General features: G+C 61.5%; 27 protein-coding genes. 18 read left to right on the top strand and 9 right to left on the bottom strand.

What is annotated here, in order from left to right; translation table 11 throughout:
- Positions 1 to 237: 237 nt before the first annotated feature.
- Both AF337_RS22360 and AF337_RS22355 read right to left on the bottom strand, forming a co-directional pair.
- A complete protein-coding gene (locus tag AF337_RS22360; RefSeq protein ID WP_049733858.1) occupies positions 238 to 1,455 on the bottom strand; it encodes an NAD(P)/FAD-dependent oxidoreductase in 1,218 nt (405 codons plus the stop codon).
- An 87-nt stretch (positions 1,456 to 1,542) separates the two neighbouring features.
- Positions 1,543 to 2,658, bottom strand: coding sequence for a Gfo/Idh/MocA family protein (locus AF337_RS22355; RefSeq protein ID WP_049733857.1), 1,116 nt, complete (start codon positions 2,656 to 2,658; stop codon positions 1,543 to 1,545).
- A gap of 207 nt (positions 2,659 to 2,865) precedes the next feature.
- Between AF337_RS22355 and AF337_RS22350 the strand changes: the two genes are divergently transcribed.
- The 5 genes from AF337_RS22350 (at position 2,866) to iolB (ending at position 9,796) form a co-directional block, all read left to right on the top strand.
- Positions 2,866 to 3,741 (top strand): MurR/RpiR family transcriptional regulator, encoded by an 876-nt coding sequence (locus AF337_RS22350; RefSeq protein WP_049733856.1) that lies wholly within the window; start codon positions 2,866 to 2,868, stop codon positions 3,739 to 3,741.
- A 92-nt stretch (positions 3,742 to 3,833) separates the two neighbouring features.
- A complete protein-coding gene (locus tag AF337_RS22345; RefSeq protein WP_049733855.1) occupies positions 3,834 to 5,768 on the top strand; it encodes a bifunctional 5-dehydro-2-deoxygluconokinase/5-dehydro-2-deoxyphosphogluconate aldolase in 1,935 nt (644 codons plus the stop codon).
- A gap of 202 nt (positions 5,769 to 5,970) precedes the next feature.
- Positions 5,971 to 7,821, top strand: a complete 1,851-nt coding sequence (gene iolD, locus AF337_RS22340; RefSeq protein WP_049733854.1) for a 3D-(3,5/4)-trihydroxycyclohexane-1,2-dione acylhydrolase (decyclizing) — start codon at positions 5,971 to 5,973, stop codon at positions 7,819 to 7,821.
- A gap of 64 nt (positions 7,822 to 7,885) precedes the next feature.
- A complete protein-coding gene (gene iolE, locus AF337_RS22335) occupies positions 7,886 to 8,803 on the top strand; it encodes a myo-inosose-2 dehydratase (protein WP_049733853.1) in 918 nt (305 codons plus the stop codon).
- A gap of 195 nt (positions 8,804 to 8,998) precedes the next feature.
- Positions 8,999 to 9,796 carry a 5-deoxy-glucuronate isomerase gene (iolB, locus tag AF337_RS22330; protein ID WP_049733852.1) on the top strand — a complete coding sequence of 266 codons (798 nt, stop codon included), beginning with the start codon at positions 8,999 to 9,001 and terminating at the stop codon, positions 9,794 to 9,796.
- Positions 9,797 to 10,001: 205 nt separating this feature from the next.
- On the opposite strand, the gene AF337_RS22325 is transcribed toward iolB, so the two are convergent.
- On the bottom strand, positions 10,002 to 11,366 hold the full coding sequence (locus AF337_RS22325; protein ID WP_049733851.1) for an MATE family efflux transporter: 1,365 nt from the start codon (positions 11,364 to 11,366) through the stop codon (positions 10,002 to 10,004).
- 86 nt (positions 11,367 to 11,452) lie between these two features.
- Positions 11,453 to 11,893, bottom strand: a complete 441-nt coding sequence (locus AF337_RS22320) for a glyoxalase superfamily protein (RefSeq protein ID WP_049733850.1) — start codon at positions 11,891 to 11,893, stop codon at positions 11,453 to 11,455.
- 361 nt (positions 11,894 to 12,254) lie between these two features.
- On the opposite strand from AF337_RS22320, the gene AF337_RS22315 reads away from it, so the two are divergent.
- Positions 12,255 to 12,587, top strand: a complete 333-nt coding sequence (locus AF337_RS22315; protein WP_049733849.1) for a hypothetical protein — start codon at positions 12,255 to 12,257, stop codon at positions 12,585 to 12,587.
- Here the strand turns inward: AF337_RS22315 and AF337_RS22310 are convergent.
- On the bottom strand, positions 12,538 to 12,786 hold the full coding sequence (locus AF337_RS22310) for a hypothetical protein (RefSeq protein ID WP_049733848.1): 249 nt from the start codon (positions 12,784 to 12,786) through the stop codon (positions 12,538 to 12,540). The two genes, AF337_RS22315 and AF337_RS22310, sit on opposite strands and share 50 nt — an antisense overlap.
- Before the next feature lie 91 nt (positions 12,787 to 12,877).
- Here AF337_RS22310 and AF337_RS22305 point away from each other — a divergent pair, with 91 nt between their 5' ends.
- A complete protein-coding gene (locus AF337_RS22305) occupies positions 12,878 to 13,744 on the top strand; it encodes a LysR family transcriptional regulator (RefSeq protein WP_049733847.1) in 867 nt (288 codons plus the stop codon).
- A 101-nt stretch (positions 13,745 to 13,845) separates the two neighbouring features.
- On the opposite strand, the gene AF337_RS22300 is transcribed toward AF337_RS22305, so the two are convergent.
- On the bottom strand, positions 13,846 to 14,292 hold the full coding sequence (locus AF337_RS22300) for a baeRF12 domain-containing protein (protein WP_049733846.1): 447 nt from the start codon (positions 14,290 to 14,292) through the stop codon (positions 13,846 to 13,848).
- Between the two features lie 360 nt (positions 14,293 to 14,652).
- On the opposite strand from AF337_RS22300, the gene AF337_RS22295 reads away from it, so the two are divergent.
- Positions 14,653 to 15,054 carry a pilus protein PilZ gene (locus AF337_RS22295; RefSeq protein ID WP_003569234.1) on the top strand — a complete coding sequence of 134 codons (402 nt, stop codon included), beginning with the start codon at positions 14,653 to 14,655 and terminating at the stop codon, positions 15,052 to 15,054.
- A 104-nt stretch (positions 15,055 to 15,158) separates the two neighbouring features.
- Positions 15,159 to 16,271 carry a pyridoxal phosphate-dependent aminotransferase gene (locus tag AF337_RS22290; protein ID WP_049733845.1) on the top strand — a complete coding sequence of 371 codons (1,113 nt, stop codon included), beginning with the start codon at positions 15,159 to 15,161 and terminating at the stop codon, positions 16,269 to 16,271.
- A 200-nt stretch (positions 16,272 to 16,471) separates the two neighbouring features.
- Here AF337_RS22290 and AF337_RS22285 read toward each other — a convergent pair whose 3' ends face one another.
- Positions 16,472 to 16,738 (bottom strand): SEL1-like repeat protein, encoded by a 267-nt coding sequence (locus AF337_RS22285; RefSeq protein ID WP_003569238.1) that lies wholly within the window; start codon positions 16,736 to 16,738, stop codon positions 16,472 to 16,474.
- A 535-nt stretch (positions 16,739 to 17,273) separates the two neighbouring features.
- On the opposite strand from AF337_RS22285, the gene AF337_RS22280 reads away from it, so the two are divergent.
- From AF337_RS22280 to AF337_RS22270, 3 genes are all read left to right on the top strand, one after another.
- A complete protein-coding gene (locus tag AF337_RS22280; RefSeq protein ID WP_049733844.1) occupies positions 17,274 to 17,612 on the top strand; it encodes a DUF2147 domain-containing protein in 339 nt (112 codons plus the stop codon).
- A gap of 239 nt (positions 17,613 to 17,851) precedes the next feature.
- A complete protein-coding gene (locus AF337_RS22275) occupies positions 17,852 to 18,031 on the top strand; it encodes a hypothetical protein (protein WP_049733843.1) in 180 nt (59 codons plus the stop codon).
- Between the two features lie 86 nt (positions 18,032 to 18,117).
- The gene (locus AF337_RS22270; protein ID WP_049733842.1) at positions 18,118 to 19,620 is read left to right on the top strand and encodes an AMP nucleosidase; all 1,503 of its coding nucleotides are present in this window, start codon (positions 18,118 to 18,120) and stop codon (positions 19,618 to 19,620) included.
- Between the two features lie 9 nt (positions 19,621 to 19,629).
- Here the strand turns inward: AF337_RS22270 and AF337_RS22265 are convergent, their stop codons facing one another.
- Complete coding sequence (locus AF337_RS22265; protein ID WP_049733841.1) at positions 19,630 to 19,845, bottom strand: hypothetical protein; 216 nt, start codon at positions 19,843 to 19,845, stop codon at positions 19,630 to 19,632.
- 156 nt (positions 19,846 to 20,001) lie between these two features.
- On the opposite strand from AF337_RS22265, the gene AF337_RS22260 reads away from it, so the two are divergent.
- Genes AF337_RS22260 through AF337_RS22245 form a run of 4 tightly spaced genes read left to right on the top strand, consistent with a single transcriptional unit; the run spans position 20,002 to position 22,348 of the window.
- Positions 20,002 to 20,358, top strand: coding sequence for a YciI family protein (locus tag AF337_RS22260; RefSeq protein ID WP_049733840.1), 357 nt, complete (start codon positions 20,002 to 20,004; stop codon positions 20,356 to 20,358).
- 10 nt (positions 20,359 to 20,368) lie between these two features.
- Positions 20,369 to 20,728 (top strand): YciI family protein, encoded by a 360-nt coding sequence (locus AF337_RS22255; RefSeq protein WP_049733839.1) that lies wholly within the window; start codon positions 20,369 to 20,371, stop codon positions 20,726 to 20,728.
- Between the two features lie 8 nt (positions 20,729 to 20,736).
- Complete coding sequence (locus AF337_RS22250; RefSeq protein WP_003587635.1) at positions 20,737 to 21,096, top strand: YciI family protein; 360 nt, start codon at positions 20,737 to 20,739, stop codon at positions 21,094 to 21,096.
- 10 nt (positions 21,097 to 21,106) lie between these two features.
- Positions 21,107 to 22,348 (top strand): RNA polymerase sigma factor, encoded by a 1,242-nt coding sequence (locus tag AF337_RS22245; RefSeq protein WP_049733838.1) that lies wholly within the window; start codon positions 21,107 to 21,109, stop codon positions 22,346 to 22,348.
- Here the strand turns inward: AF337_RS22245 and AF337_RS22240 are convergent.
- Positions 22,316 to 23,278, bottom strand: coding sequence for a lysylphosphatidylglycerol synthase domain-containing protein (locus tag AF337_RS22240; protein WP_049733837.1), 963 nt, complete (start codon positions 23,276 to 23,278; stop codon positions 22,316 to 22,318). The genes AF337_RS22245 and AF337_RS22240 overlap by 33 nt on opposite strands.
- A gap of 178 nt (positions 23,279 to 23,456) precedes the next feature.
- Between AF337_RS22240 and AF337_RS22235 the strand changes: the two genes are divergently transcribed.
- Positions 23,457 to 24,950 carry an ArnT family glycosyltransferase gene (locus AF337_RS22235; RefSeq protein WP_049733836.1) on the top strand — a complete coding sequence of 498 codons (1,494 nt, stop codon included), beginning with the start codon at positions 23,457 to 23,459 and terminating at the stop codon, positions 24,948 to 24,950.
- A gap of 138 nt (positions 24,951 to 25,088) precedes the next feature.
- Complete coding sequence (locus AF337_RS22230) at positions 25,089 to 26,105, top strand: glycosyltransferase family 2 protein (RefSeq protein ID WP_049733835.1); 1,017 nt, start codon at positions 25,089 to 25,091, stop codon at positions 26,103 to 26,105.
- The last annotated feature ends 12 nt before the right edge of the window (positions 26,106 to 26,117 follow it).

Below are 26,117 nucleotides of genomic sequence, written 5' to 3'. Positions count from 1 at the left end.
ATGGTGACCGGTCTGTGAATGCAAGGGTTTTTTCAGGTTTCACCAGAAGAAATGCAGTGGGCGGTATTTCAGCCGGTTGCGCAAACCGACCGCATTTCCCGGCGCGATCGGCGGATTTTGATCGCGCTTCGTTCCCTTCGACGACGAAGCGGAGTTTTGCCGCCCGGCATCTGACAGAATTGGCGAGCCGAGAGCGGCTTTGCCGCCGGCGATTCTTTGCGACGGGCGGTCGCCGGCTCAGCCGAGCAGGCGCTTGAGATCGGCGGAGGGGTCGGCGAGAATCGATCTGTCGGGGTTGATCCCGGATTCCAGCAGCTTTTTGCCGGTCACATAGGCCTTGGCGTCGTTGATGGCATCGACGGCAATCAGCAGGCCTTCCCTGAAGTACCAGATAGAATGGGCGCCTTCGCGAGCGCCGGGGCGCAGCAGCGTTTCGTCATAACCGAGATTGAAGCCGGCGATCTGCAGCTTGACATCATATTGGTCGGACCAGAACCACGGCTTCGGGTCATACGGCTCGCTGCCGCCGGCAATGACGGCTGCCGCCGCTTCGGCCTGGTCAACGGCGTTCTGCACCGATTCGAGCCTGATGCGGCCACCCTGCCAGGGAAGGGCGGCGCAATCGCCGGCGGCAAAGATCGCCGGATCGGAGGTGCGAGCGAATTCGTCGACGACAATGCCATTGGCGACGTCGAGGCCGGCTTCCTTGGCGAGCTGGTCATTCGGCACGACGCCGATGCCGACGACGGCAAAGTCGATGTCGATGACCGATCCATCGGAAAGCGCGGCCCCAGTGACGCGGCCATCTTTGCCGACCAAGTGCTTGAGCCCGGTTTTCTCGCGGATCACCACGTCGCGGGACTCATGGATTCCGCGCATGATGTCGGCGGTTTCCTTCGCCGCGACGCGCTGCAGGATGCGGTCGGCCATCTCGATGACGGTGACCTCAAGGCCGCGGTAGCGGGCGACGGCTGCCGCCTCGAGGCCGATATAACCGCCGCCGATGATGAGGACACGGCGACCGGGGCGCATTTCGTCAGCGAGCAGATCGGCATCGCGCTTGTCGCGGGCGACATAAACGCCGTCGAGATCGCCGCCGATTGCGGCCGGCAGCCGGCGCGGCGTCGAGCCGGTGGCGAGCGCCAGCGTACCATAGTCGAGAACGGAGCCGTCCTGCAGCAGAACCTGCTTGCTGTCCGGCTTGATCTGCTCGGCCCATGTGGAAAGGCGAAGGTCGACATCATTGTCGCCATACCAGTGCTGGTCGCGGAACAGCAAACGGTCGAAGGCCATTTCGCCGAGCAGGTATTTCTTCGAAAGCGGCGGGCGCTGATAAGGGGCCACGTCTTCGGCGCCGATAAGAGTGATCGGGCGCGTATCCTTCAACGCGCGCAGCTTGGCCGCCAATGCGAAACCAGCCTGCCCCGCGCCGATGATCACCAGTCTATCCGTCACGATCTCACTCCTGAAACGAGGCCCGACACTCATGCCAAGGCCTATCCCCTGCCCTATGCGCCGTCAACGGAAAGCAGCTTCTTACCTTCAGCCGATCTCGATCCAGCGACGCTCGTGGAAGGACTGTGCCATGGCATGCACCGACTTCTCTATCCTGAGACCGTCTTTAAATGTCACGATCGACGACGGCTCGCCCGATATTGCCCGGATCAGCTCGCGGCATTCGATGATCTTCAGATCGTTGAAGCCGAGGCCGTGGCCGGGCGCCGGGATGAAGCGATCATAAGGCCGATGGGCGGGTGCCGCCAGTATCTTGCGGAAGCCCTGTTCGGAACCGCGACCCTCGGCCTGATAAAGTTCGAATTCGTTCATTCGCTCCTGGTCGTAGACGATCGAGCCCTTCGAACCGTAAATCTGCAGGGCGATGCGGCCTTTGCGGCCCCAGGCGGCGCGATTCGCCATCAATACGGCGGAGATGCCGCCGCCAAGCCGCATCAGCACATTGGCGCCGTCGTGGTTTTCGACGGCGCGGCGGCCACCTTCTTTGAGCGGGCGGTCGGCATAGGGCCTGACCATGTCGGTAATGACAGCCTCGACGTGGCCGAACAGATACCAGAGCAGCGACAGCGGATGCACGGCGAAATCGTCGAGCGCGCCATAACCGGCGGCAAGCTCGCTCTTCCAGTAAAAGAAGACATCGGGATCGGCCATGAAATCCTCGTCCATCTCGACGCGGATATGATTGACCGTGCCGATGGCGCCCTCGCCAACAAGCGTCTTGATGTGCCGCATCACGGGATTCTGGATGTAATTATAACCGAGAGCGGCCACCTTGCCGGAACCCCTCGCCGTTTCCAGCATGCGCTCAGCATCGGCATAGGCCGGCGCCATCGGCTTTTCGCACCAGACATGTTTGCCGGCTTGAAGCGCTGCGATCGCCATTTCGGGGTGGAACTGATTGGGCGTGGTGACGGAGACGACATCGACCTCCGGGTCGGCGATCAGCGCTCGCCAGTCGGCGGTTGCCTTCTCGAAGCCGAATTCACCGGCACGCGCTTCGGCAAGCGCGGCATTGGCCTCGGCAAGATGGACGAGACGCGGACGCTCGACATCGCCGAACACAGTCTTCACTGCATTCCATGCCAGCGCATGGCACTTGCCCATATAACCGGTGCCGATCAAACCGATGCCGAGTGGTTTCATTTTCGTCTCCTCCTGGAACTGCGGCCGGATTTTTGGAATATTTGGATCATTTTGACAAGAGACCCCTAGACGGGCATTTCCACGTTCTTCCCGGAAAATTGTTTAAAAGCCTTGAATTACAGGCAATTAAAAACAATTAGGCGCGCCGTTCAAAATCGTCTATGCTCGACAATATGGAATATTTGTTTCATCTCGTGAGCCGCAAGCATGGATAATGATCCCCAGAGGCAGGTGCGTGTGCCGCGCGATTTCGAAAGCCTGCGCAGCACCATCATCGAGCGTAAGGCGAACATGCCGAAGCGGCTGGCCCAGGTCGCCGCCTTCGCGCTCGGCAATCCCGACGAGATCGCCTTCGGCACGACGGCAAGCATTGCGGCTGCCTCCGACGTGCAGCCCTCGACGCTGGTGCGCCTGGCACATCATCTGGGTTACGAAGGTTTCTCGGACCTGCAGAGCATTTTCCGCGAAAGACTGCGCGACAGGACGCTGAGCTATGAAGAACGGCTCGTCACGCTGGAGCAGGCAAGCGGCGACGACGAGGACGCCAATCTGCTTTCCGGCTTTATTGCCGCGGCCAGCCAGTCGGTCAACCGGCTGGCGGCGACGGTGCAGAGCGATACGTTCACGAAAGCGGTGAATATCCTTGCCGGCGCAGAGACGATCTATCTGATCGCCAAACGGCGCTCCTACCCGCTGACGGCGCACATGACCTACGCTTTTTCCAAGCTCAACATCCGCCACCAGATCGTCGCCTCGCCGAACGGCGTCGACCCTGAGATGGTGCAGTTCGCAACGCCCAGGGATGCGGCGATCGCCGCGAGCTTCTCGCCCTATGCGGCCGACAGCCTCAGCCAGAGCCAGGAGCTTGCCGACCGCGGCGTCCCGATCATCGCCATCACCGATTCGGCCTTCTCGCCGCTTGCCGCCTGCGCCACGCACTGGTTCGAAGTGGCCGAGGCCGATTTTGCCGGCTTCCGCTCGCTGTCGGCCTCGATGGCGCTGACCATGGCGCTGCCGGTCGCCATCGCCGAACGGCGCCGAAAGCGTCAGCATTCAAAAGCTGGAAAAGCCAAAATGGAATAAACATTCCGAATTGACAAAATATCGGAACCGATGTTTCATTATTGAAAATTCGCAGGCACTGGAAGCCGCGCAAAATCTAGCGGGAGGACATCATGGTACAATCGAATCCGGGATCACAGCCGGAGCCGGCGCTTGATGTAATCACCATCGGCCGTTCCTCGGTCGATCTTTACGGTCAGCAGATCGGTTCGCGGCTGGAGGACATCGGCTCCTTTGCCAAATCCGTCGGCGGCTGCCCGGCCAATATCGCCATCGGCACGGCGCGACTCGGCCTCAAATCCGGTCTCATCACCCGCGTCGGCGACGAGCAGATGGGACGCTTCATCCGCGAGCAGTCGGCGCGCGAAGGCGTGGCGACGCAAGGCATCGTCACCGACAAGGAACGGCTGACGGCACTGGTGCTGCTGGCGGTCGAGGCCGAAGGCGTGTCGCCGATGATCTTCTACCGGTCGGATTGTGCCGACATGGCGCTCGATGAAGGCGATATCGACGAAGATTTCATCAAGTCATCGCGCGCCGTTCTCGTTTCCGGCACGCATTTTTCGCGACCGAACACCGAGGCCGCGCAGCGCAAGGCGATCCGCATCGCCAAGGCAAACAGCCGCAAGGTGATCTTCGACATCGACTACCGGCCGAATCTCTGGGGCCTTGCCGGCCATGCGGAAGGCTTCGAGCGCTACGTGAAATCCGACCGGGTTTCCTCGAAGATGAAAGAAACGCTGCCGGATTGCGATCTCATCGTCGGCACCGAAGAGGAAATCCTGATTGCATCAGGCGCCGACGACGTGCTCGGCGCACTGAAGGAGATTCGCCGCCTGTCGCCGGCGACGATCGTGCTCAAGCGCGGCGCCATGGGCTGCATCGTCTATGACGGCCCGATCGCCGACGACCTCGAAGCCGGCATCATCGGTCAGGGTTTCCCGATCGAAGTCTTCAATGTGCTCGGTGCCGGCGATGCCTTCATGTCCGGCTTCCTGCGCGGCTTTCTGCGCGACGAGCCGCTAGAGACCTGCGCCACCTGGGCCAATGCCTGCGGCGCCTTCGCCGTTTCCCGCCTGCTCTGCTCGCCGGAATATCCGACCTGGGCGGAACTCGACTTCTTCCTGAAAAACGGCAGCAAGCATCGGGCATTGCGCAAAGACGAGGCGATCAACCATATCCATTGGGCATCGACGCGCCGCGGCGAAGTCCCGCTTCTGATGGCGCTGGCGATCGACCACCGTTCGCAGCTCGTCAGCGTTGCCGATGAACTCGGCGTCGGCCACGACAAGATCGTCGCCTTCAAGCGCCTGGCGGTTGCCGCAGCGGCGCAGGTTTCGAACGGCCGCGACGGCTACGGCATGCTGATCGACGAACGTTTCGGCCGCGACGCCTTCTTCGATGCGGCGACGAAGAATTTTTCCTGGATCGGCCGGCCGGTAGAGCTGCCGGGCTCGAAGCCGCTGCGCTTCGAATTCAGCCAGGATATCGGCTCGCAGCTTGTGGAATGGCCACTCGGCCACTGCATCAAGTGCCTGTGCTTCTATCATCCCGACGACCCCGCCGAATTGAAGACGGAACAGCAGGAAAAGCTGCGCACGCTGTTCGAGGCGTCCCGCAAGGTCGGCCGCGAGTTGCTGGTGGAGATCATCGCCGGCAAGAACGGACCGCTCACCGACGACACGATTTCGACGGCGCTGGAAGAACTCTATGCGCTCGGCATCAAGCCGGACTGGTGGAAGCTCGAGCCGCAGGCATCAACTGCAGCCTGGAAGAAGATCGATGCAGTGATCGCCAAGAATGATCCATGGTGCCGGGGTATCGTGCTGCTCGGCCTCGAGGCACCCGCCGACGAGCTGATTTCCTGCTTCGAGGCGACGCTGGCGGCCCCCTCCGTGAAGGGCTTTGCCGTCGGCCGGACGATCTTTGCCGACCCGGCGCGGGCCTGGCTTTCGGGGACAATGAACGACGAGGAGGCGATCGCCGACATGGCCGGCCGCTTCCGGCAATTGACGGAAGCCTGGCTGAAGACGCGTGGGCTTCAGTAGGATATAAACTAGACCCCTCCCCAACCCCTCCCCACAAGGGGGAGGGACTTAAGTTGAGGCATCGCTTTACGCCACAAACGAGCTGTCTTGCGGACGCAAGGTTGCGGTGAAATGCGGCGAGCCCCACGAGTTAGCCCCTCCCCCTTGTGGGGAGGGGTTGGGGAGGGGAAACCAACGAGAGCGAAGATTGCGGGAGGCCCCGATGGGCAAGACGATACGGTTGACGATGGCGCAGGCCGTCGCGCATTTCCTCAAAAAGCAGATGACTGTTGTCGACGGCAAGAAAGTGCCGATCTTCGGCGGCGTCTGGGCGATCTTCGGTCATGGCAACGTCGCCGGTATCGGCGAAGCGCTCTATCAGGTGCGCGGGGAACTGACGACCTATCGCGCCCACAATGAACAGGGCATGGCGCATGCCGCCATCGCCTATGCCAAGGCGAATTTCCGCACACGCTTCATGGCCTGCACGACCTCGATCGGCCCCGGCGCGCTGAACATGGTCACGGCGGCAGGCGTGGCGCATGTCAATCGCATTCCCGTTCTCTTCCTGCCGGGTGACGTCTTCGCCAACCGCGCGCCGGATCCGGTGCTGCAGCAGATCGAGGATTTCGGCGACGGCACGGTTTCGGCCAATGATGCCTTCCGTTCGGTTTCGCGCTATTTCGACCGCATCACCCGGCCCGAACAGATCATCGCGGCGCTGAAGCGCGCCATGCAGGTGCTGACCGATCCGCTGGATTGCGGCCCGGTGACCTTGTCGCTCTGCCAGGACGTCCAGGCCGAAGCCTATGATTATCCGGAGAGCCTGTTTGACGAAAAAGTCTGGGCGACCCGCCGGCCGCAGCCGGATGCGGACGAGCTGGCCAATGCCATCGCGCTGATCAAGGCATCTCAAAAGCCGGTGATCGTTGCCGGCGGCGGCGTCCTTTATTCGCAGGCAACGAAGGAGCTCGCCGCCTTTGCCGAAGCCCATGCCATCCCGGTCGTCGTCACCCAGGCCGGCAAGTCGTCGATTAACGAGACTCATCCGCTGGCGCTCGGCTCGGTCGGCGTCACCGGCACGTCGGCGGCGAATGCGATCGCCGAAGAGACGGATCTCGTCATCGCCGTCGGCACCCGCTGCCAGGATTTCACCACCGGCTCCTGGGCGCTGTTCAAGAACGACAGCCTGAAGATGGTCGGCCTTAATATTGCCGCCTATGACGCGGTCAAGCACGACAGCTATCCCGTGGTTGCCGATGCCCGCGAAGGGCTGAAGGCGCTTTCAGCAGGGCTTTCCGGCTGGAAGGCGCCGGCGGCACTCGCCGAAAAAGCCGCGACGGAGAAGAAGATCTGGATGGAGGCCGCCGCCAAGGCGATGGCGGCGACCAATGCCGCCCTGCCCTCCGACGCACAGGTGATCGGCGCGGTAGCGCGCACGATCGGCGGCGACAATACGACGGTTCTTTGCGCTGCGGGCGGCCTTCCCGGCGAATTGCACAAGCTCTGGCCGGCAACGACGCCCGGCAGCTATCACATGGAATACGGCTTTTCCTGCATGGGCTACGAGATCGCCGGCGGGCTCGGTGCCAAGATGGCGCATCCCGAACGCGATGTCGTCGTCATGGTCGGCGACGGTTCCTACATGATGATGAATTCCGAGATCGCCACCTCGGTCATGCTTGGCCTCAAGCTCAACATCGTCCTGCTCGACAATCGCGGCTATGGCTGCATCAACCGCTTGCAGATGGGAACCGGCGGTGCCAACTTCAACAATCTGCTCAAGGACTCCTATCACGAGGTGATGCCGGAAATCGATTTCCGCGCGCATGCCGAGAGCATGGGTGCGATCGCCGTCAAGGTCGGCTCGATCGCCGAGTTGGAGCAGGCGATCATCGATTCGAGGAAGAACGACCGTACCTCGGTCTTCGTCATCGACACCGATCCGCTCATCACCACGGAAGCCGGCGGCCACTGGTGGGATGTGGCGGTGCCTGAGGTCAGCCCGCGCGGTGAGGTCAACGCAGCGCGCAAGGGCTACCTAGAAGCACGCGCCGCCCAGCGCATCGGCTAATCTTTTGCCATTTTTTTCGGAAGAGCGTCCCGGCTCTTCCGCACTATTTTTAAGGAGACTATAGATGAAGGCCAAACTCGGCATGTCGCCCATCGCCTGGTGGAACGACGATCTTCCGGAACTCAGCGACGATGTGTCCCTTGAGGAATGCCTGCGGCAGTCGCGCAGCGCCGGTTTCACCGGCATGGAGCAAGGGCGCCGTTTCCCCAGCAATCCCGAAGAGATGCTGCCTATCCTGCGCGCCGCCGACGTGACGCTGTGCGGTGGCTGGTTCTCCGGTACGCTCGTCAAGGAGGAGCTTGCGGCTAACAAAGACCGCATCGCTCCGATGATCGAGCTGTTCAAGGCGGTCAATGCGCCGTGCATCGTCTATGGCGAAGTCGGCCGTTCCATCCAGGGCGACCGCTCCAAGCCGCTCGCGACCAAGCCGCGCCTTTCCGACGACGAGATGAAGGCCTATGCCGCCCGCGTCACGGAATTCGGCGAATGGTGCGCTGAGCAGGGCATGCCGCTCTCCTACCACCACCATATGGCAGCCGTCGTCGAAACCGAGCCGGAACTCGACGCCTTCATGCGCTCTTCGGGTGCAGGCATTCCGCTGCTGCTCGACGCCGGACATCTCGCCTTTGCCGGCGGCGATGTGCTACGCGCCATCGGGAACCACCACGCCCGCATCAATCACGTCCACGTCAAGGATATCCGTAAGTCCGTGGTCGACGGGCTCGACCGCAGCCGTCATTCCTTCCTCGACGCGGTGGCGCTCGGCGCCTTCACGGTACCGGGCGACGGCTCGCTCGATTTCGGCGCTATCGTCCAGCGGCTGGCCGATTACGGCTACGAAGGCTGGTTCGTCGTCGAGGCCGAACAGGATCCTCGCAAGGCACCGCCGCAGAAAATGGCCGAGATCGGCCATGCCGAATTGATGCGGGTGATGACGGCCGCGGGCTATACGGTGGAGACCGAAGGTTTTCCCAAGGGATAACGGAAAAGAAAACCCCTCCCCAACCCCTCCCCACAAGGGGGAGGGACTTAACTTGAGGCACCGCCCTGCTCCAGACAGCGCCACCTTGCGAAAGGAACGCCGCAATATGGGTGAGACAGCGCCGCAGATTAAGCCCCTCCCCCTTGTGGGGAGGGGTTTGGGGAGGGGAATTTCAATGTACGAGGAGAACCACCTATGCCAAACCTCAAGGTCAAACCATCCGGCACGCAGGGCCGTGTCACGCATGTCACGCCTGAGAATGCCGGCTGGACCTATGTCGGTTTCGATCTGCATCGGCTGAAGTCGGGCGAGACGGTTTCGGGAGAGACCGGCGATAGGGAAGTCTGCCTCGTCTGGGTGACTGGCAAGGGTAAGGCGTCGGCCGGCACCCGGGATTTCGGCACGCTCGGCCGCCGCATGACCCCCTTCGAAGGCGCGCCGCATGCGCTCTATATTCCGATGGAATCGACCTGGTCGGTCACGGCGGAGACCGATCTGGAACTCGCCGTCTGCTCGGCCCCCGGCGGCGGCACTTATCAGGCGAAGGAGATTCCGCCCGGCACGCATCCGCAAGTGACGCGCGGCAAGGGCACGAATGTCCGCTACGTCAACAATATCATGCCTGAGGACGACAGCTCGGCGCATTCGCTGCTGGTCGTCGAGGTGATCACGCCGGGCGGCCATACTTCCTCCTATCCGCCGCACAAGCACGACCAGGACGACCTGCCGAACGAGAGCTTCCTGGAAGAGACCTATTATCATCGCCTCAACCCGCCGCAGGGTTTCGGTTTCCAGCGCGTCTATACCGACGATCGCTCGCTCGACGAAGCAATGGCGATCGAGGATGGCGACGTGACGCTGGTGCCGAAGGGCTACCATCCTTGCGCGGCAACGCACGGCTACGATCTCTACTACCTCAACGTCATGGCCGGGCCGAAGCGAATCTGGAAATTCCACAATGCCGCCGAGCACGAATGGCTGCTGAAAGCATAAGCGCGCCTGCGAATCGCTAAATAATCTGACAGCGCCAAGCCATTGCTGATGGTTCACTGCCTCCATCCGACAAGGATGGAGGATCATCATGCATAGCTCGAATATCCCCATATCAGGCAGCAACCGCCGTTCTTCGCATCATAGGCCGGCCTGGGACGGAATAGATGCCTGACAAAGCCGCGCTCATTGGCGCGGCTTTGTCATCTCACGCAGGCAGAAGTCCGTAGCGCCAGCCGCGACGTTTTGCATTCTGAGACAGCACCAGCAAGGCGAGGGCGACCATGCCTGCCTCGGCAAAGACCGGCACCATCCAGATCCCCTGCTCGCCGAAGATAAAGGGCAGCAGGAAGGTGAGCGGCAGGGTGAGCAGATAGGGCCGCGACAGGCCGAAGATCGCCGCACGCGGCGCATCGCCGATCGATTGGAAATAGGACGACAGGATCAGCATCTGCCCGAAGAGAAAATAGGCGCCGATCGTCCAGGGCAGAATTCGCCCGACCTCGGCGACAATGGCGGGATCAGCGACGAAGACCGCGCCAAGGCGGCCGGCCAACAGTTCGACGGTGATTTCCACCAGGGTGCAATAGACGAGCGCCGCAAGCATGGCCATCCGCAGGCTGCGGCCGACGCGAGGCCCGAGGCCGGCACCATGATTGTTGCCGGCGATCGTCTGCAACGCGATGCTGAGGCCAAGCAGCGGCAGATAGGTGAAGGTCATGATCCGGGTGATGATGCCGTAGGCGGCAACCGTCGCGACACGATCATGGGTGCTCCAGAGCGCGACGTTGACGAGAATGGCGGCTGATGCCAGCGATATGCCGATGAAGCCGAGGCTCATCGGGGCGCCGAAGGCGACGATGCCGCGCCATTCGGCAGGTGCGAATCCTCGATAGGGCCTGAGTGCCGTCGACCGGCGCCAGCGATAGGTCAGCACGGCGGTAAGACAGACGAATTGCGATGCGATGGAGCCGGCCACCGAACCCAACACGCCCCAATGCATCACCGCCATGAACAGCCAGTTGGCGAGGATGTTGAGCAGGGAGGCCGACAGCGTGACCAGCGTCATGAATCCGATCCTGCCTTCGCAGCGCAATCCGTCGAGATGCAGCGACAGGAAAAAGCTCACCGGCGCGAAGGCGATCATCGCGCCCATGAACAGCATGGCGCCATCGGCTATCGCAGCCGTGCCGGCACCGGCGTCGATGATCTGCCGGCCGAGGGTCCAGAAGAGGATGTTGAGGATCAGAGTGACGGCCAGCGCCAGCGTGTGGGCGCCTGTGAATACCCTGCCCGCGCCCTGACGATCACCAGCACCAAGCCGGCGGGCGAGAATGCTCGCCATGCCGTTCGAGACCAGCGATTGCAAAGCGATCAGTAGCATCAGCCCCGGAAAGATCAGGCTGACGGCAGAGAGCGCGTCGGGGCCGACATAGGTGCCGAGGAAATAGGCGTCGACGATGGTGAAGAGGCCGTTGACGGTGGTGATCGCGACGATCGGCGCCGCCGTTCTGAGGAAAACGGCCGGCAGCCAGCCGGTGAGGAAGATATTGCCTTCTAAAGGATCGGTCATGGGGAAATCCGTGCGATATGGGGCGAGGTCCGATCCGGGTTCAAATCACCCGGATTCAGGCGGCCGCAAAGGGAATCGGAGGCAATTTAGAGATCGAGCACCAGATGCGGCACGCCGTTCGAGGTCTTCCTCGGCGAGACGCCATCGGCATCGATCTGCGCATTCACACGCCGGCGAAAGGCTGAAAAGCTCTCGAAGGTGACGACATCCACCGGCTCGTCGAAATGGATGGTGATCCTATGGAGATCGCCGCCCGGCAGGGCCGAGAGCGAGAGGATTTCGCCGGTGAACGGCTGATTGAGATAACGGCCGCGAATATGGGCGCCGACGAAAAGAGGCGTCTTCGCAGCCGCATTGGGTTTTGCCGCCAGCGCCGCGAGCGTATTCCAGTCGCGTGCGCCGTGCTGGCGGGCAATCATTTCGAGCGCCGCACTGTGGGTCAGCGCGGTGCCGCGTTCATTCATCGCCTGGCGCAGGCGCTTGGCCTGGGCCTTCAATTCGTCAATGGCAGGATAGGTGGTCGTCATGGAGTGAGCCTTCGCAAGGCATGCTCTTCGACTGTGGATGGGAGCTCGCATTACCGCCAGTCAGCATGCACAAAGGGCCGTGACCATGATCGCGAGGGCTTCACCATGAATTTTCATCCGCGAGCGGCCGGTGCCTCGAACCGGCCTTTGTATGCGCGAAGGCCGCCGACATGTCAAGAATGGCGCATATGCACTTGAGATGAGGATATTTGGGGAATGAGCAAATATGGGGCAAATCTGCATGAAATCGGTGCGATTTTCCCGCAAATATTCAATCTTATCGATGTTCTTCAGCAACCGTCAGCATTCTTCAGCTAATAATCCTGTGGTAGAACAAGCGGAGGCTAAAAGGGCCTTTCAGATGCACCTCGACACAGAACACCCCAAGCCGGAACGTGCTTACAGGGAATTCAATCTCGACAGGCCGGGCAACATCATCTTCGTCGGCCATCATCTCAGCACCGGAACGCAGGTGCGCTGCCTGATCCGCACGATCACGCTCGCCGGCGCACTGCTCGAAGTCAGCCCGAACCTGGAAATGCCGAGCCATTTCTTCCTCGAAATCCTCGGCATTCATGACGAGATCGGCGCGACCATGGTCAAGCGCGAAGGCGAATGGGTGACGGTCAGCTTCAACATGCTGCTCAATCCGGAATTCCTGCACCACGTGCTGCGGCTGAGCTTCGAAACCTGAGGGTTTTTGCGATCCGCGAATCATCGCGGCGCAGTCTCCTCGTCTCGCCTCTTCTCGAGGCCAGATACGTCATGATCGGAATGATCCAGAGAAGTCCGCGCCATTCCGGGCCATCGAGCGGATCGGCCATGGGATCGCGGCGCATGCGGCGATTGCGGGACTCGACTTCCTCGAAGAGAACAACCCAGTTGAGAAGCATTGCTTCATCCTCCATCTATTGGCTGGAGCACTTGAGCTAAGCCTTCACGCCCCTGCGATGTAGAGGCGCTGGGGAAAGGGGGTTTTCATTCATGAAAGATGCGAGCTGGGACGACCTGCAGCTTTTCTTCCATGTCGCGACCGGCGGCGGGCTCTCGGCCGCGGCCGCGCGCACCGGGCTCAGCGCGCCGACGATCGGCCGGCGCATGCTGGCGCTTGAACGGGTAACCGGCCGGTCGCTGTTCAGCCGCGGCCCCACTGGTTATCTGCTCGCCAGAGATGGGCAGGAATTGCTCGACCGCGTGCGGCTGATGCAGGATGCGGCGCGGGCAATCTCCGACTGGCGCGGCGAGGTTCTGACGCTACCGATCGTCTCGACGGCCGCCGACAGCTGGACCTCGCGCTTCATCGCCGATCATCTGGCCAGCGTCTGGACGCCGAAAGACAGCTTCCGCATGTGCTACAAGACCTGCGATGCGAGCGTCGATTTCACCTACCGCGAGGCGCATATCGCCGTTGGCCACAGCCGGCCGGACAGCGGTAACGTCGCAATCCGCCGCTCGGTCAAGGTGGCGCATGCGGCTTACCAGGCGGCGGATTACGACGAAGCCAACTGCAACTGGATCTCACTCGGCACCGATACTGCCGTCACCCCGGCGGACAAATGGACATTCGAACAGCCGGATTACTGGATCACCAGTTGGACGAATACGCCGCATATGCTCTTTCATCTGATCCGCGGGGGCGCCGGTCGTGGCGTCCTCCCCTGTTTCATCGGCGATCAGGACCGCAAGCTCGTCCGCGCCGGGCCTCTCATCGACGAGCTAACCTATGAAATGTGGATCGTTGCGCATGATGACGAACGGCAACGGCCGGAGGTGAGGATCGTCATAGACCGTCTGGCGGCGCTGTTTGCCGATCATGAAGGGCTATTTGCCGGAGCGAGGCCGTCGATCTGACACGAAAACGCGGGCCGTAAAGACCCGCGTCCCGTCATTCAAAGTGTACAGGGTCCTTTGCGCGCCGAGACGCGCGGCGCGGTCGATAGGCTTCTATCAGTTCAGGCGGCGAGATGCCGCTCGATCTCTTCGACCGGCATATTGGTATAGTCCTTCGTCACCTCAGCGGTGATCGCGGCCTGCGTATCGGCGCGGAGTGCCGGCCGCAATGTGCCGAGCGCTTTCGGCGGCGCAACGATAACGATGCGACGGGCACTCTTTTCCTGCACCAGCGCGTCGAGCTTTTCCGCCACCTGTTTGAGAAATTCGGCTTCGGCCTGATCCTGCCAGCTGGTTTCCTCGACAGCGCTGCGGCTGAAGCCGTCTGCCGCATGGGTCCGGCCGGGTTTATCGGCGCCAATCTCGCGATCCGGCGCGTTCGGCTGCGTCAGGGTTTCCAGCACCTTCAGGTTCATCAGCTGGGCATCGCCGGCATTCTGCATGATCAGAGCCTTGGCTCCATCGCAGACCACAACCCATGATTCCCAAGGGATTTTGACGTTGGTCATTTTCAACTCCTCGCGTCGTCGTTCGAAGCGCGCCGTGCGTCATCGATCAAAGCAGAACGCCCGGCACTTGAAAGAGTTCGGGAAAAATTGCGCCGAAATCGGATGCGGCGATCGGGGCGGCTCTTCCGCGTCAAAGAGGCGGTTTGCGGATTGCCGATGAAAACAGCGCCCGATCGCCTATGCCGGCCGCGTCCCGATAAGGAACATCGAGGCGTCCCGCTTGGGAACAATGTTTGAACTCGTTAAAATTGTAATTTTATATTTGACGAATGCGCAAAACATTCATGTGACCTTGGTTGGGATCAAGATCAGGTTGCTCGAGATCAACCCCAAATGCGTCCTGACTGACGGAGAATGTGAATGTCTATGCTCCGCGCCACACACCTTGCCACGGTCAAGTCCGCCGTCTATGACCTGCGCTGGGAAGAATTCAGCGTCAAGCGGCCAGCCCGCATCGTCGCCGTCCGGCCGTGCCTTACCGGCGTCTCGATGCGCAGCGCCGAGATCATCGATATCTCCCAGGGCGGCGCCACGTTTATCGTGTCGACCACGGCCGGCCTGCCGAAACATTATTATCTCAACATTCTGGGCCTCGCCTACCGGATCGGCTGTGCCGAGGTCTACCGGCACAAGGAACGCATCGGGGTGCGGTTCATCAACATCATGGACCCCGAGGTTCTGCGCCGCGTCGTCCGCACCGATTTCCTTGTCGGCAACATGGAAGCAATCGCCGCCCGGCGGGCGCCGATCTTCCGTGCGTGAATAGCCCGACAACCATCTGGTCGCAGAAATAATCTTGCTTGCGTCGGCGGTGCCCGGGCCTATTGTTGCGCCGATTGTCAATATATCCGGGAAACCGCCTTCGCATGTCCGCCTTTTCGCGCTTCACGCCTCTTGCCGGCGCCCTGCCCTCCACAGTTCCTTTCGTCGGCCCCGAAGCGATCGAGCGCCAGCGCGGGTTTGCCGTTTCGGCACGCATCGGCGCCAATGAGAACGGCTTCGGCCCCGCCCCTTCGGTGTTTGCAGCGATGCGCGAGGAGGCCGGCAATATCTGGAAATACAATGACCCGGAGAATTTCGCGCTCCGGCAAGCGCTTGCCGCCCATCTCGGCATATCCCCCGCCAATATCGCCATCGGCAGCGGCATCGACGAATTGCTCGGCCAGATCGTCCGGCTGGTGATCGAGCCCGGCGCGCCCGTCGTCACCTCGCTCGGCGCCTATCCGACCTTCAATTTCCATGTCGTCGGCTTCGGCGGCCGGCTGGTGACCGTTCCCTATGCCAATGACCGCGAGGATCTCGACGGGTTGCTCGATGCCGTAAAGCGCGAGAATGCGCCGCTCGTCTATTTCGCCAATCCCGACAATCCGATGGGAAGCTGGTGGGATGCCGACAAGATCGTCGCCTTCGCCCGGGCACTGCCGGAGACCACGATGATGGTGCTCGACGAGGCCTATAGCGAGACCGGGCCGGCAGGGGCGCTGCCGTCGATCGCCTCGCTGATCGAGTTGCCGAACATCGTTCGTACCCGCACCTTCTCCAAGGCCTACGGACTGGCCGGCTCCCGCACCGGCTACGTGATCTCGACGGCCGGCACGGCTGAAGCTTTCGACAAGATCCGCAATCATTTCGGCATGAACCGGCTGGCGACGGCGGCGGCGCTCGCCGCCCTCAAGGACCAGGCCTATCTCGCCGAGGTGGTCGGGAAAATCCAGGCGGCGCGGGAGCGGATCGGCGGCATCGCCCGGGCCAACGGGTTTGAGCCCCTGCCCTCGGCGACGAATTTCGTGGCGATCGACGCCGGCCGCGACGGCACCTATGCGCGGGCGATCGTCGACGGGCTGATGGAACGCGGCGTCTTCATCCGCATGCCCGGCGTGGCGCCGCTCAATCGCTGCATTCGCGTCAGCGTCGGACCGGAGGCGGATATGGCGCTTCTCGAAAACGCGCTGCCGGGGGTGCTGAAACAGATCGGCTGATGGAGCATGATGCCGAAAACTGTCGGCGGTTTCTCATGAGATCATGCTCTCACTCTTTTATGTCCAATAGAAAGAACCGCGCCCGGTGGAGGTATCCGGCCGCGGTTCCCTTCTCCTGGCGTCGGGCCCGTCTGAAGCGCCCGCCAGTCCCTCTTTCCGAGGTTGTTATTGCTGCTTTTGTCGATCGATCGGAGACGGTCTCAGTGGACCGTCATCCACTCGCGGGCGGCGCGCAGCGCTGCCACGATCTGCATCTTGTCCATGGCGGCGGCCACATCCGCACGAAGCTCGGCGGCGCGGTCGTTGCCCTTGATTGCGGCGATGTTCAGCCATTTGTGGGCTGCGACCAGATCGACTTCGCAGCCGCGGCCGGTCGCATACATCAGACCCATTTCACAGAAGACATCGGCGCTGTTGTCGCCACCCATGGTGGCCGTTTCAGCATTGTGCATTTCAAAGCGTGCCATCGGTTTTATCCCTGTTAGCCTGTTTATGACTTACCCTGTTTTACCTCCGGGCCTTGCCGTCTATCGCGGCTTGCGGCCCTTGCGGTCCGGCGGGTTTGCCCCGCTCGTTTGATGGCTTCACTATGCCGAACGGCTTTCAAAAAACGCCTAAAATGCATGATTAATTCTAGACAAACAAAGTGCAAATGCTTGGTAAATTTGGGTTTTTGTTAAACATCAGATGCCTTGTGGCTAAAGGATTTTCGCTCGAATTTTACGAAAGATTCAGATCTGAAAATAAAGGGATCGTTCATCATGAAATCAGCAGCCGATATTTTGAAAGGCCGCCGGATGCGGTTTTCTCAGCCCTTTTCCGCCGCTAAAGCGCGTCGCATCGAATTTGATTCATGCAACGCGCTTTAGCTCATGTCGTTATCCCGGAACCGCGGCACGCTTCCGGGCGACATGCATCAGCATGGAAAATGACCGCGCATATTTACCTTTACGTTCGCGTCAGTTAATTTCGCGCCCGATCAGGGACATCATGGAGGAAAAGATGATCCGCAGCTTCGTTCTCGCCAGCGCCATTACAATGATCGCAGGCATCGTCCATGCCGAGGAGCCGATCGTCGGCAGCTGGAAGACGGCGGCCGGCGAGACGGCGGTGATCGCGTCGTGCGGCGGCAGCTATTGCGTGACGCTGAAGACCGGCAAATATGCCGGCCGGAAGATCGGCACGCTTGCGGGAACCGGCGGCAGCTATGCCGGCGAGATCACCGACCCGGCCGCCGACAAGACCTATAGCGGCTCGGGCAAGATCTCCGGCAATTCGCTGAGAATGCAGGGCTGCGTGATGAAGATCCTCTGCAAGTCACAGACCTGGACGCGGCTCTAAGCGCATAAGGCAGCTGGAAAACGATCATCAAACGCGGGGCCCTCTGCCGCTTCGGCCGGACGGCCCGGCCAAGCCGAACGCGTTGAGCCTGGCCTGGCGAACCAGTGTAAATTCTCTGCCAACCCGCTCCGAGCCTGTCCGGCAAGCTGAACGCTGGATGAACCGGTATCTCAGCGCTCATTCAGCCGCGCCATGACAAAACTCTTGTCACGATAGAGTTGCGTATCGGGGGAACGGCGATGGACATGTATATTCTGGCAAAACGGTTCAGCATCATCACGCTGTTTGCGGCGATCTTCGCGATCACGTTTTCGGCGGTGGTGGTGCACAATGGCGGCGGTGGCGCACAGTCGCATTTCGGAGCGAGCTATACCTGCCTGGAGCGAAACGGCACTTTCTGCGCGCCATCGGTGCAGTGACGGTATCCGACACCAAGAGGATAAAATAATCGGATTCCGCCGGCGCGCGTCGTTTGCTTGTCAAAAACAACTCTCTATAATGCGTCATGAACAAACGAATCTCCCCCTTGTCGCCGCTCGACATCTCCTCGCCTCCCCCTTTCCAGCCTCAGAGCTTTGATGATCCGGCCAAGGCCGTGGAAGCGCTGACGGCGCTTTACGAGCGCAATACGGCGTTCCTGATCAAGAGCTTCACCGAGTTGGCGCAGGGCGCTCCGATCTCCTCGCGCTATCGTGCTTTCTATCCGCAGGTCAGCATCGAGACGACAAGCTTCGGCCACGTCGATTCGCGCCTTTCCTACGGCCATGTCACGGCACCGGGCATCTATACGACGACGGTCACCCGGCCGAAGCTCTTCAAGCATTACTTGAAGGAGCAGCTGGCGCTGCTGGTGAAGAGCCACAATGTTCCGGTCATCGTCTCGGAATCGACGACGCCGATCCCCTTGCACTTCGCCTTCGGCGAGGGTGCGCATGTGGAAGCATCGACCAACGCCTTCATCGACATTCCGATGCGCGATATTTTCGACACGCCCGACCTCAACACCACCGACGACGAGATCGCCAATGGCGAATATATCCCGCCGCCGGGAGAGCCCTCGCCGCTTGCCCCATTCACCGCGCAGCGCATCGACTATTCGCTCGCCCGTCTGTCGCATTATACGGCGACGCATGCCGAGCATTTCCAGAATTTCGTGCTGTTTACGAACTACCAGTTCTATATCGATGAATTCTGCGGCTGGGCGCGCAAGCTGATGGCGGAGGGCGGCGACGGCTATACCGCCTTCGTCGAGCCCGGCAATATCGTCACCCTGCCCGGTTCGAGCGTGCCGGAAACGGATGCGGCACTGACCCGCCTGCCGCAGATGCCGGCCTACCATCTGAAGAAGAAGGGCCATGCCGGGATCACCATGATCAATATCGGCGTCGGCCCCTCCAACGCCAAGACGATCACCGACCATGTCGCGGTGCTGCGCCCGCATGCCTGGCTGATGCTCGGCCACTGCGCCGGGCTTCGCAACAGCCAGCGGCTCGGCGATTATGTGCTCGCCCATGCCTATATGCGCGAAGACCATGTGCTTGACGATGACCTGCCGGTCTGGGTGCCGATTCCGGCGCTCGCCGAAGTGCAGGTGGCGCTGGAGGCCGCAGTTGCCGAAATCACCGGCTACGAGGGCTTCGAACTCAAACGCATCATGCGCACCGGCACGGTCGGCACGATCGACAACCGCAACTGGGAACTGCGCGACCAGCGCGGGCCGGTGAAGCGGCTTTCCCAGGCGCGCGCCATCGCGCTCGACATGGAATCGGCAACGATTGCCGCCAACGGCTTTCGCTTCCGCGTGCCCTACGGCACACTGCTCTGCGTCTCCGACAAGCCGCTGCACGGCGAATTGAAGCTGCCAGGCATGGCGACGGCCTTCTACCGCACGCAGGTCAACCAGCATCTGCAGATCGGCATCCGCGCCGTGCAGAAGCTGGCCGCCATGCCGAAGGAAGCGCTGCATTCGCGCAAACTGCGCAGCTTCTTCGAAACGGCCTTCCAATAGGCCGTTTCCTCATCTGCCTGCCACGGCAGACGCCGAGCCATCCGCAAGCGTTTGCGGCGTGCCGGCGGCAAGGTTCAGCCCTGCTATCAGCAGGGTGAAGGCAAGGAACGCGAAGGCGGTGCGCTGGAGAATCTTCAGCCCATCGCTTTCGAGGAACTCCGGCGCGCGCTTCTCATGACGGCGTGCCCAAATCTGGCTTGCCAGCGCGATTTCAAGAATGCTCATTTCAGTTCTCCTCGACAGGTTTCAGTGAAGCCTTGTCGAGTGCTGCCTTGCCGTTTCGACAGCCGACCCGCCAAAAAGTTTTTTTGGGGCGCGATGTCGAAATGCGCGAAGCTCGATCGTCCAGGGTTATGGAAAGACGCAAGGAGAGCGTTCGCGATGAAATATCTCTGTCAGGTGTGGTTCGACGGCGCGATGCTCGGCGCCATGACGAAAGAGCAAAAGACCGAACTCGGTGCGAATTCGCTGAATTACGACAAGGACCTCGCCGAAAGCGGGAATATGATCGTGGCCGAGGCACTGCAGCCGCCGGCATCGGCGGTGACGGTCCGGGTGCGTAGCGGCGAGCTGTCGGTAACGGACGGTCCCTTCATCGAGACCAAGGAGGCGCTCGGCGGCTTCATCCTAGTCGAGGCCAAGGACCTCAACGATGCGATCCGCATCGCCGCCGGCATCCCGCTTGCCAAGCTCGGCGCGATCGAGGTGCGGCCTATCCACGAATTCGCAGCTCAATGAGGAGGTACCGATGAAGTTTCTATGCCAAATCTGGTTCGACACTGAGAAAAGCAAACTGGTCCCTCAGACCGAATGGGATGCGCTCACGCAGGAGTGCATCGTCAGCGACGACCACTGGCGTGACAGCGGTCACATGCTGAGCGCGCTGGCGCTTTATGAACCTGAGCGAGCCGTAACGCTCCGCGTTCGCAACGGCACTGTCGCCGCTACAGATGGGCCCTTCGCCGAAATCAAGGAGCATCTCGGCGGGTTCGTGGTGATCGAGGCCAAGGACATAGAAGAGGCGAAAGCGATCATTTCCACCTTCCCGATCCTCAAATATGCGTCGATCGAAATCAGGCCCGCCTATTCGATCAAGGATGGGAGATAGCGATAGCCATGCGCTTCGTCTGCCTCATCTATAATTCCGCCGATATGGATGGCACGCTCAGTCAGGCCGAGGGCGACGAGCTCGTGAGGGCGCATTTCCAGTATGACGAGGAGCTTCAGCGCAAAGGCATCATGATCCATTCCGATGCATTGGAAGGTCCCGACAGCGCCTCGGTCCTGAGAGTGCGCCATGGCATTCTGTCTTCGACCGACGGCCCTTACGTCGAGACCAAGGAACATCTGGCTGGCATCTACATCATCGAGGCAGCCGATCTCGAAGAGGCGCGCAAGGTCGTCGCGGGAATTCCAAGCGTCCGCGTCGGATCGGTCGAATTGCGTCCGGTGAGGCTGCTCACCCTGCCGGAGTGAGGATCGCCCGTTGGGACAGGTAATCGAAGATATCTACAGGCAGCATTCGCGCCGGGTGCTGGCGACGCTGATCCGCCTGCTCGGCGATTTCGACCGGGCTGAGGAAGCGCTCCACGAAGCCTTTGCCGCGGCCGCGCGGACATGGCCGACCGACGGCGTTCCCGGCAATCCTTTCGCCTGGCTGGTCTCGGCGGGCCGTTTCAGGGCGATCGATACGATCCGGCGCCGGGCGCGCTTCGACGCCTCGCAGCAGCATATCGAGGACAGCCTTTACACGGTCGACGACACGGAGATCGGCGAGATGGAACCGATCGAGGACGACATGCTGCGGTTGATCTTCACCTGCTGCCATCCCGCTATTCCCGCCGACGCGCAGATGGCGATGGCGCTTCGGGAAATCTGCGGGCTGACCACTGAAGAAATCGCCCATGCCTTCCTCGTGCCGGCGCCGACGGTCGCCCAGCGGATCGTGCGCGCCAAGGGCAGGATCCGGGCGGAAAAAATCCCCTACGAGGTGCCTGACCGCGAGGCGCTGCCTCAGCGGCTGGACCGAGTGCTGCACATTATCTACCTCGTCTTCAATGAAGGTTATTCGGCCTCTTCGGGGGAGGACGTGGTCCGCGCCGACCTGAGCGCGGAGGCGATACGTCTGGCGCGGCTGCTCCTGGCGCTGCTGCCGCATCCCGATGTTTCAGGCCTGCTGGCACTGATGCTGCTGCAGGATTCCCGCCGCAGCGCCCGCAGCGGTCAGGACGGAAAGCTGGTGCTGCTTGCCGATCAGAACCGCTCGCTTTGGGACCGCGCCAAGATCTCGGAGGGCCTGGCACTGCTTGCCGAGGCGATGCGGACGGGAGAGATCGGCACCTATACGGTGCAGGCGGCGATCGCCGCCGAACATGCGAAAGTGTCGACCGCCGAGGAAACCGACTGGAAGCGGATTGCTTTCTATTACGATCTGCTTCTGGCGGCTCAGCCCTCGTCGATTGTCGAACTCAACCGGGCCGTGGCGATCGCGATGGCGGAGGGGCCGGCGAAGGGGCTGGAACTGATCGATGCCATTCTCGGACGCGGCGAGCTCACGGCCTATCACCTCGCCCATTCGGCGCGCGCCGATTTTCTGCGCCGCCTCGGCCGGAGGCAGGAGGCGATCGCGGCTTATGAAATCGCGCTGTCGCTCTGCCGGCAGGAGCCGGAGCGGGCTTTTCTCAGAAAGCGGATTTCAAAGCTTGCCGCGACGTCCGAGCGGCAGTGAGATCGCCGTGCCCGTCAGCGCCGAGACGATGATCAGCAGGTGGGCATTGACGCTCGCCTGTGCCAGCGCGGCTAGCGCCAGCCGCTCGCTCGATGCGCCCAAGGCAATGGCGCCGGCGGTGATGCCGGCCGGATAGGTGCCGACGCCGCCCGGCGCATGGACCGGCAGGACGGAAGAGAGCTCGCCGCCGAGCGCACCGCCGAAGCTTGCCGCCATCGGCAGCACGCCCATCAGGCCGAGCGCCCAGGCAAGCACCATGACCTTCACCAGCCAGTTGACGATGGTCATCGCCCAGGCGCGGGAAAAAGCGAGGGCATCGAGCGGCAAGCCGTTTTCGATCTCGGCGACGAATTTCTGCGCCTTTTCCGGCAGCAGCCTGGCGGCGAGGCGCAACAGCGGCTTGCGAGCGGCGAAAGCTGCGACCGGCAACAGCAGAAAGCCCGTCCAGAGCGACCAGGCAACAATAGGATCGGCGGCGGCGACGGCAAAACCGATGCCGGCGGCGGCGACAAGCGCGTGCAGGTCGAGCAGTCGCATGACCAGGAGTGCCGAGGTTCCGCGTGTCAGCGGAATGCCGAACTCCGTGCGCATCAGCAGCGGAAAGCTGGTCTCGCCGGCGCGGAAGGGCAGCATGATGTTCAACAGGTTGTGGATCTGCGTGACGCGAAAAAGCACCGCGAACCGGCCGGCCGTCTCCTTCGGAAAATAGTCATAGATGCGCCAGGTGCGCAGGAAATAGGTACTCGTCAACAGCACCAGCGCGCCGATCACCGGGCCGGCGCCGACATCGGCCCACTGCCGGATAATGACAGGCCAACCCCAGAACCATTGGATGAAGAGCGCATAGGCTGCGACGATAACGACCGTCAGCACCGTCATGCGATTGCGCATAAACCAGGATTGCCGGCTTTCAACGATCGAACTCTTCATGTAGTAGGCATTCCTCGCTTGGCGTCGGCATCGGCCCCGTTCGCCAGGCCTTTTAGGAGAAATGACGGTTGCGCACAACGGCGGAGTTGATGGGCGAAGGCGGCGAACCCGCTTCCCCGCCGACGATCCGAGCGCTGACCGGTAAATCACACGCCTCGCCGGCTTGACGTGGAGATCGATGTTGGAGCGGATTACCAGAAGCATTCCGAGCGCAAGCCTTTTTCTGGCAGCCTATTTCCTGCTCAATATCGCGCTCCGCATCGCCTTGCCTCATACGCTCGATCTCGACGAGGCCGAGCAATCCTTCTATTCGCAATACCTGCTTGCCGGCTACGGCCCGCAGCCGCCGTTCTACAACTGGATCCAATATGCCATCGTTTCGGTGACCGGCATATCGATGTGGGTGCTCTCGGTTCCCAAGAACATCATTCTCTTCGGCTGCTATGTCTTCTACGGGCTTGCCGCCCGCGAGGTGCTGAAGAACCGTTCGCTCGCAGCCGTCGCCATGCTGAGCCTGATTACCCTGCCGCAGGTGGGTTTGATGGCGCAACGCGAATTGACCCATACCGTCGCGCTGCTGTTTGCGACCTCGCTCTTCCTCTTCGGTTTTTTCCGCACGCTGCGCCAGCCGTCGATGACAAGCTTCCTGGTTATCGGCATCGCCACCGGCATCGGGCTGATCGCGAAATATAATTTCGTCATCCTGCCGGCTGCAGCACTCATTGCCGTGCTGCCGGACCGGGAATGGCGCAGCCGTCTCATCGACTGGCGTTTGCTGCCGGCGATCATCATCGGCATTCTGATCGTGCTGCCGCATGCGCTCTGGCTGCCCGACAATCTCGCGAGCGCCTCTCAGCCGACGCTGGAGCGGATGACCGCCGAAGATCTGGCGCCGGCCGGCATTCCCCGCATCGGGCAAGGACTATTATCCCTCTTCATCGCCGTTCTCGGCTTCGTCGCATTGCCGATCGTTCTCGTCGCAGCCGCCTTCCGGCGGGATTTCTTTCGCGCGCTCTCCTCGTCCAGCCCGATGATCCGGGTGATCGAGCGGATGATGGTCGTCAGTCTGATCGCTTTCGTCGGCGTGGTCCTTTTTGCCGGCGCGAGCGATATTCACGAGCGCTGGCTCGACCCCTGCCTGCTCGTCCTGCCGATCTATCTGTTCCTGAAACTGAAAACCGCAGGCCTCGATCTTTCCGCCGGCCTTGCGCGCTTCCGGCCCGTGGTGCCGGTCTTCATGGTCGTGATCCTGTCGATCCTTCTCTTCCGGATCATCGGCATTCAATACATCGGCACCTATACGAGAACGAACGTGCCCTTTGCCGGCTACGTCGCCGAACTGACCGCCGCCCGCAAGCCGGTTCTCATCGTGGCCGGAACCAAGTTCGTGGCCGGCAATATGAGGCTTGCATTACCCGATGTTCCGGTGGTGATACCGTTCTTCCCGGGTCCCGGGGTCCCCGAATTTGCGACGGCGAAGGGGCCGGTGCTGGTTATCTGGCGCGGCGAGACCGCAGATGACCCGACCATTTCTCCCGGTTTTGCGAATGATCTGGTGAAATCGGGCATTCATCTGCAGGAGTTGAAGACGCTGACGCTGCCCTATCTCTTCGGTGACGGCAAACGCAGTTTCTCCATCGGTTATTCCTGGGTGGAGGGCGGCGCGAAATAGCGTTCCGGCAGCACAGCCGATTGCGGGGAAACCGGCATTGTCCGCTGGCAACCGGTGGACAGTTCATGTACTAGCCTTCCGGAAACGCGGCGGCGGCAGTAAAGATTGCCAGGCCGTCCGGCCTTTTGGAGATGACAGTTGCAGACAACCGTAGAGCCCATGCGCGGTACGAATGATCCGGTACAATCGCTCGAGCTGTCGCTGGTCGTGCCGATTTTCAACGAAGAGGAAAGCGTCGGCCCGCTCATCGAGCGTGTCGTGGCTGCGATGGCCGCCTATCCCCATCGTTGGGAGCTGATCCTCGTCGACGACGGCAGTACGGATGCGACGCTCGTCAACGCCCGCAAGTTCGTCGGACGCGAAGGGCTGACGCTGAGGATCGTCGAGCTGCAGCGCAATTTCGGCCAGACCGCCGCCATGCAGGCCGGTATCGACACCGCCCAGGGCCGGCTGATCGCAACGATGGACGGCGACCTGCAGAACGATCCGAAGGACATTCCTGCGATGGTCGCCGAATTGGAACGGCGCGAACTCGACCTCCTTGTGGGATGGCGCAAGAACCGCAAGGATGGTCTGTTCCTGCGCAAGATCCCCTCCTGGTGCGCCAATTACCTGATCGGCCGTATCACCGGCGTCAAGCTGCACGATTACGGCTGCAGCCTGAAGATCTACCGTGCCTCGATCATCAAGCAGGTGAAGCTGATGGGCGAAATGCACCGCTTCATCCCGGCCTGGGTGGCTGGTGTCGTCCCGAGCTCGCGCATCGGCGAGATGGCCGTCACCCACCATGCCCGCGAGCACGGCGTTTCGAAATACGGTATCTCGCGCACCTTCCGCGTCATCCTCGACCTGTTGTCGGTGATGTTCTTCATGCGCTACAAGGCGCGGCCCGGGCACTTCTTCGGCTCGCTGGGTCTTGGCCTCGGCGCGGTCGCCATGCTGATCCTCCTCTATCTCGGCTTCGACAAGTTCATCATGGGCAACGATATCGGCACGCGCCCGATGCTGATGGTCGGCGTCGTGCTGCTGCTGTCATCGGTGCAGATGATCACCACCGGCATCCTGGCGGAGATGATCGCGCGCACCTATTACCGCGACGACGCCTCGCCGAATTATATCGTGCGGCAGATCTTCGACGATCGAAGCCGAGCCTAAGCCGGCAGCACG

Origin of the sequence: Rhizobium ecuadorense, assembly GCF_001187535.1 — a bacterium.
Lineage (GTDB): Bacteria > Pseudomonadota > Alphaproteobacteria > Rhizobiales > Rhizobiaceae > Rhizobium > Rhizobium ecuadorense.
This window is presented reverse-complemented; position numbering and strand designations above follow the sequence as displayed.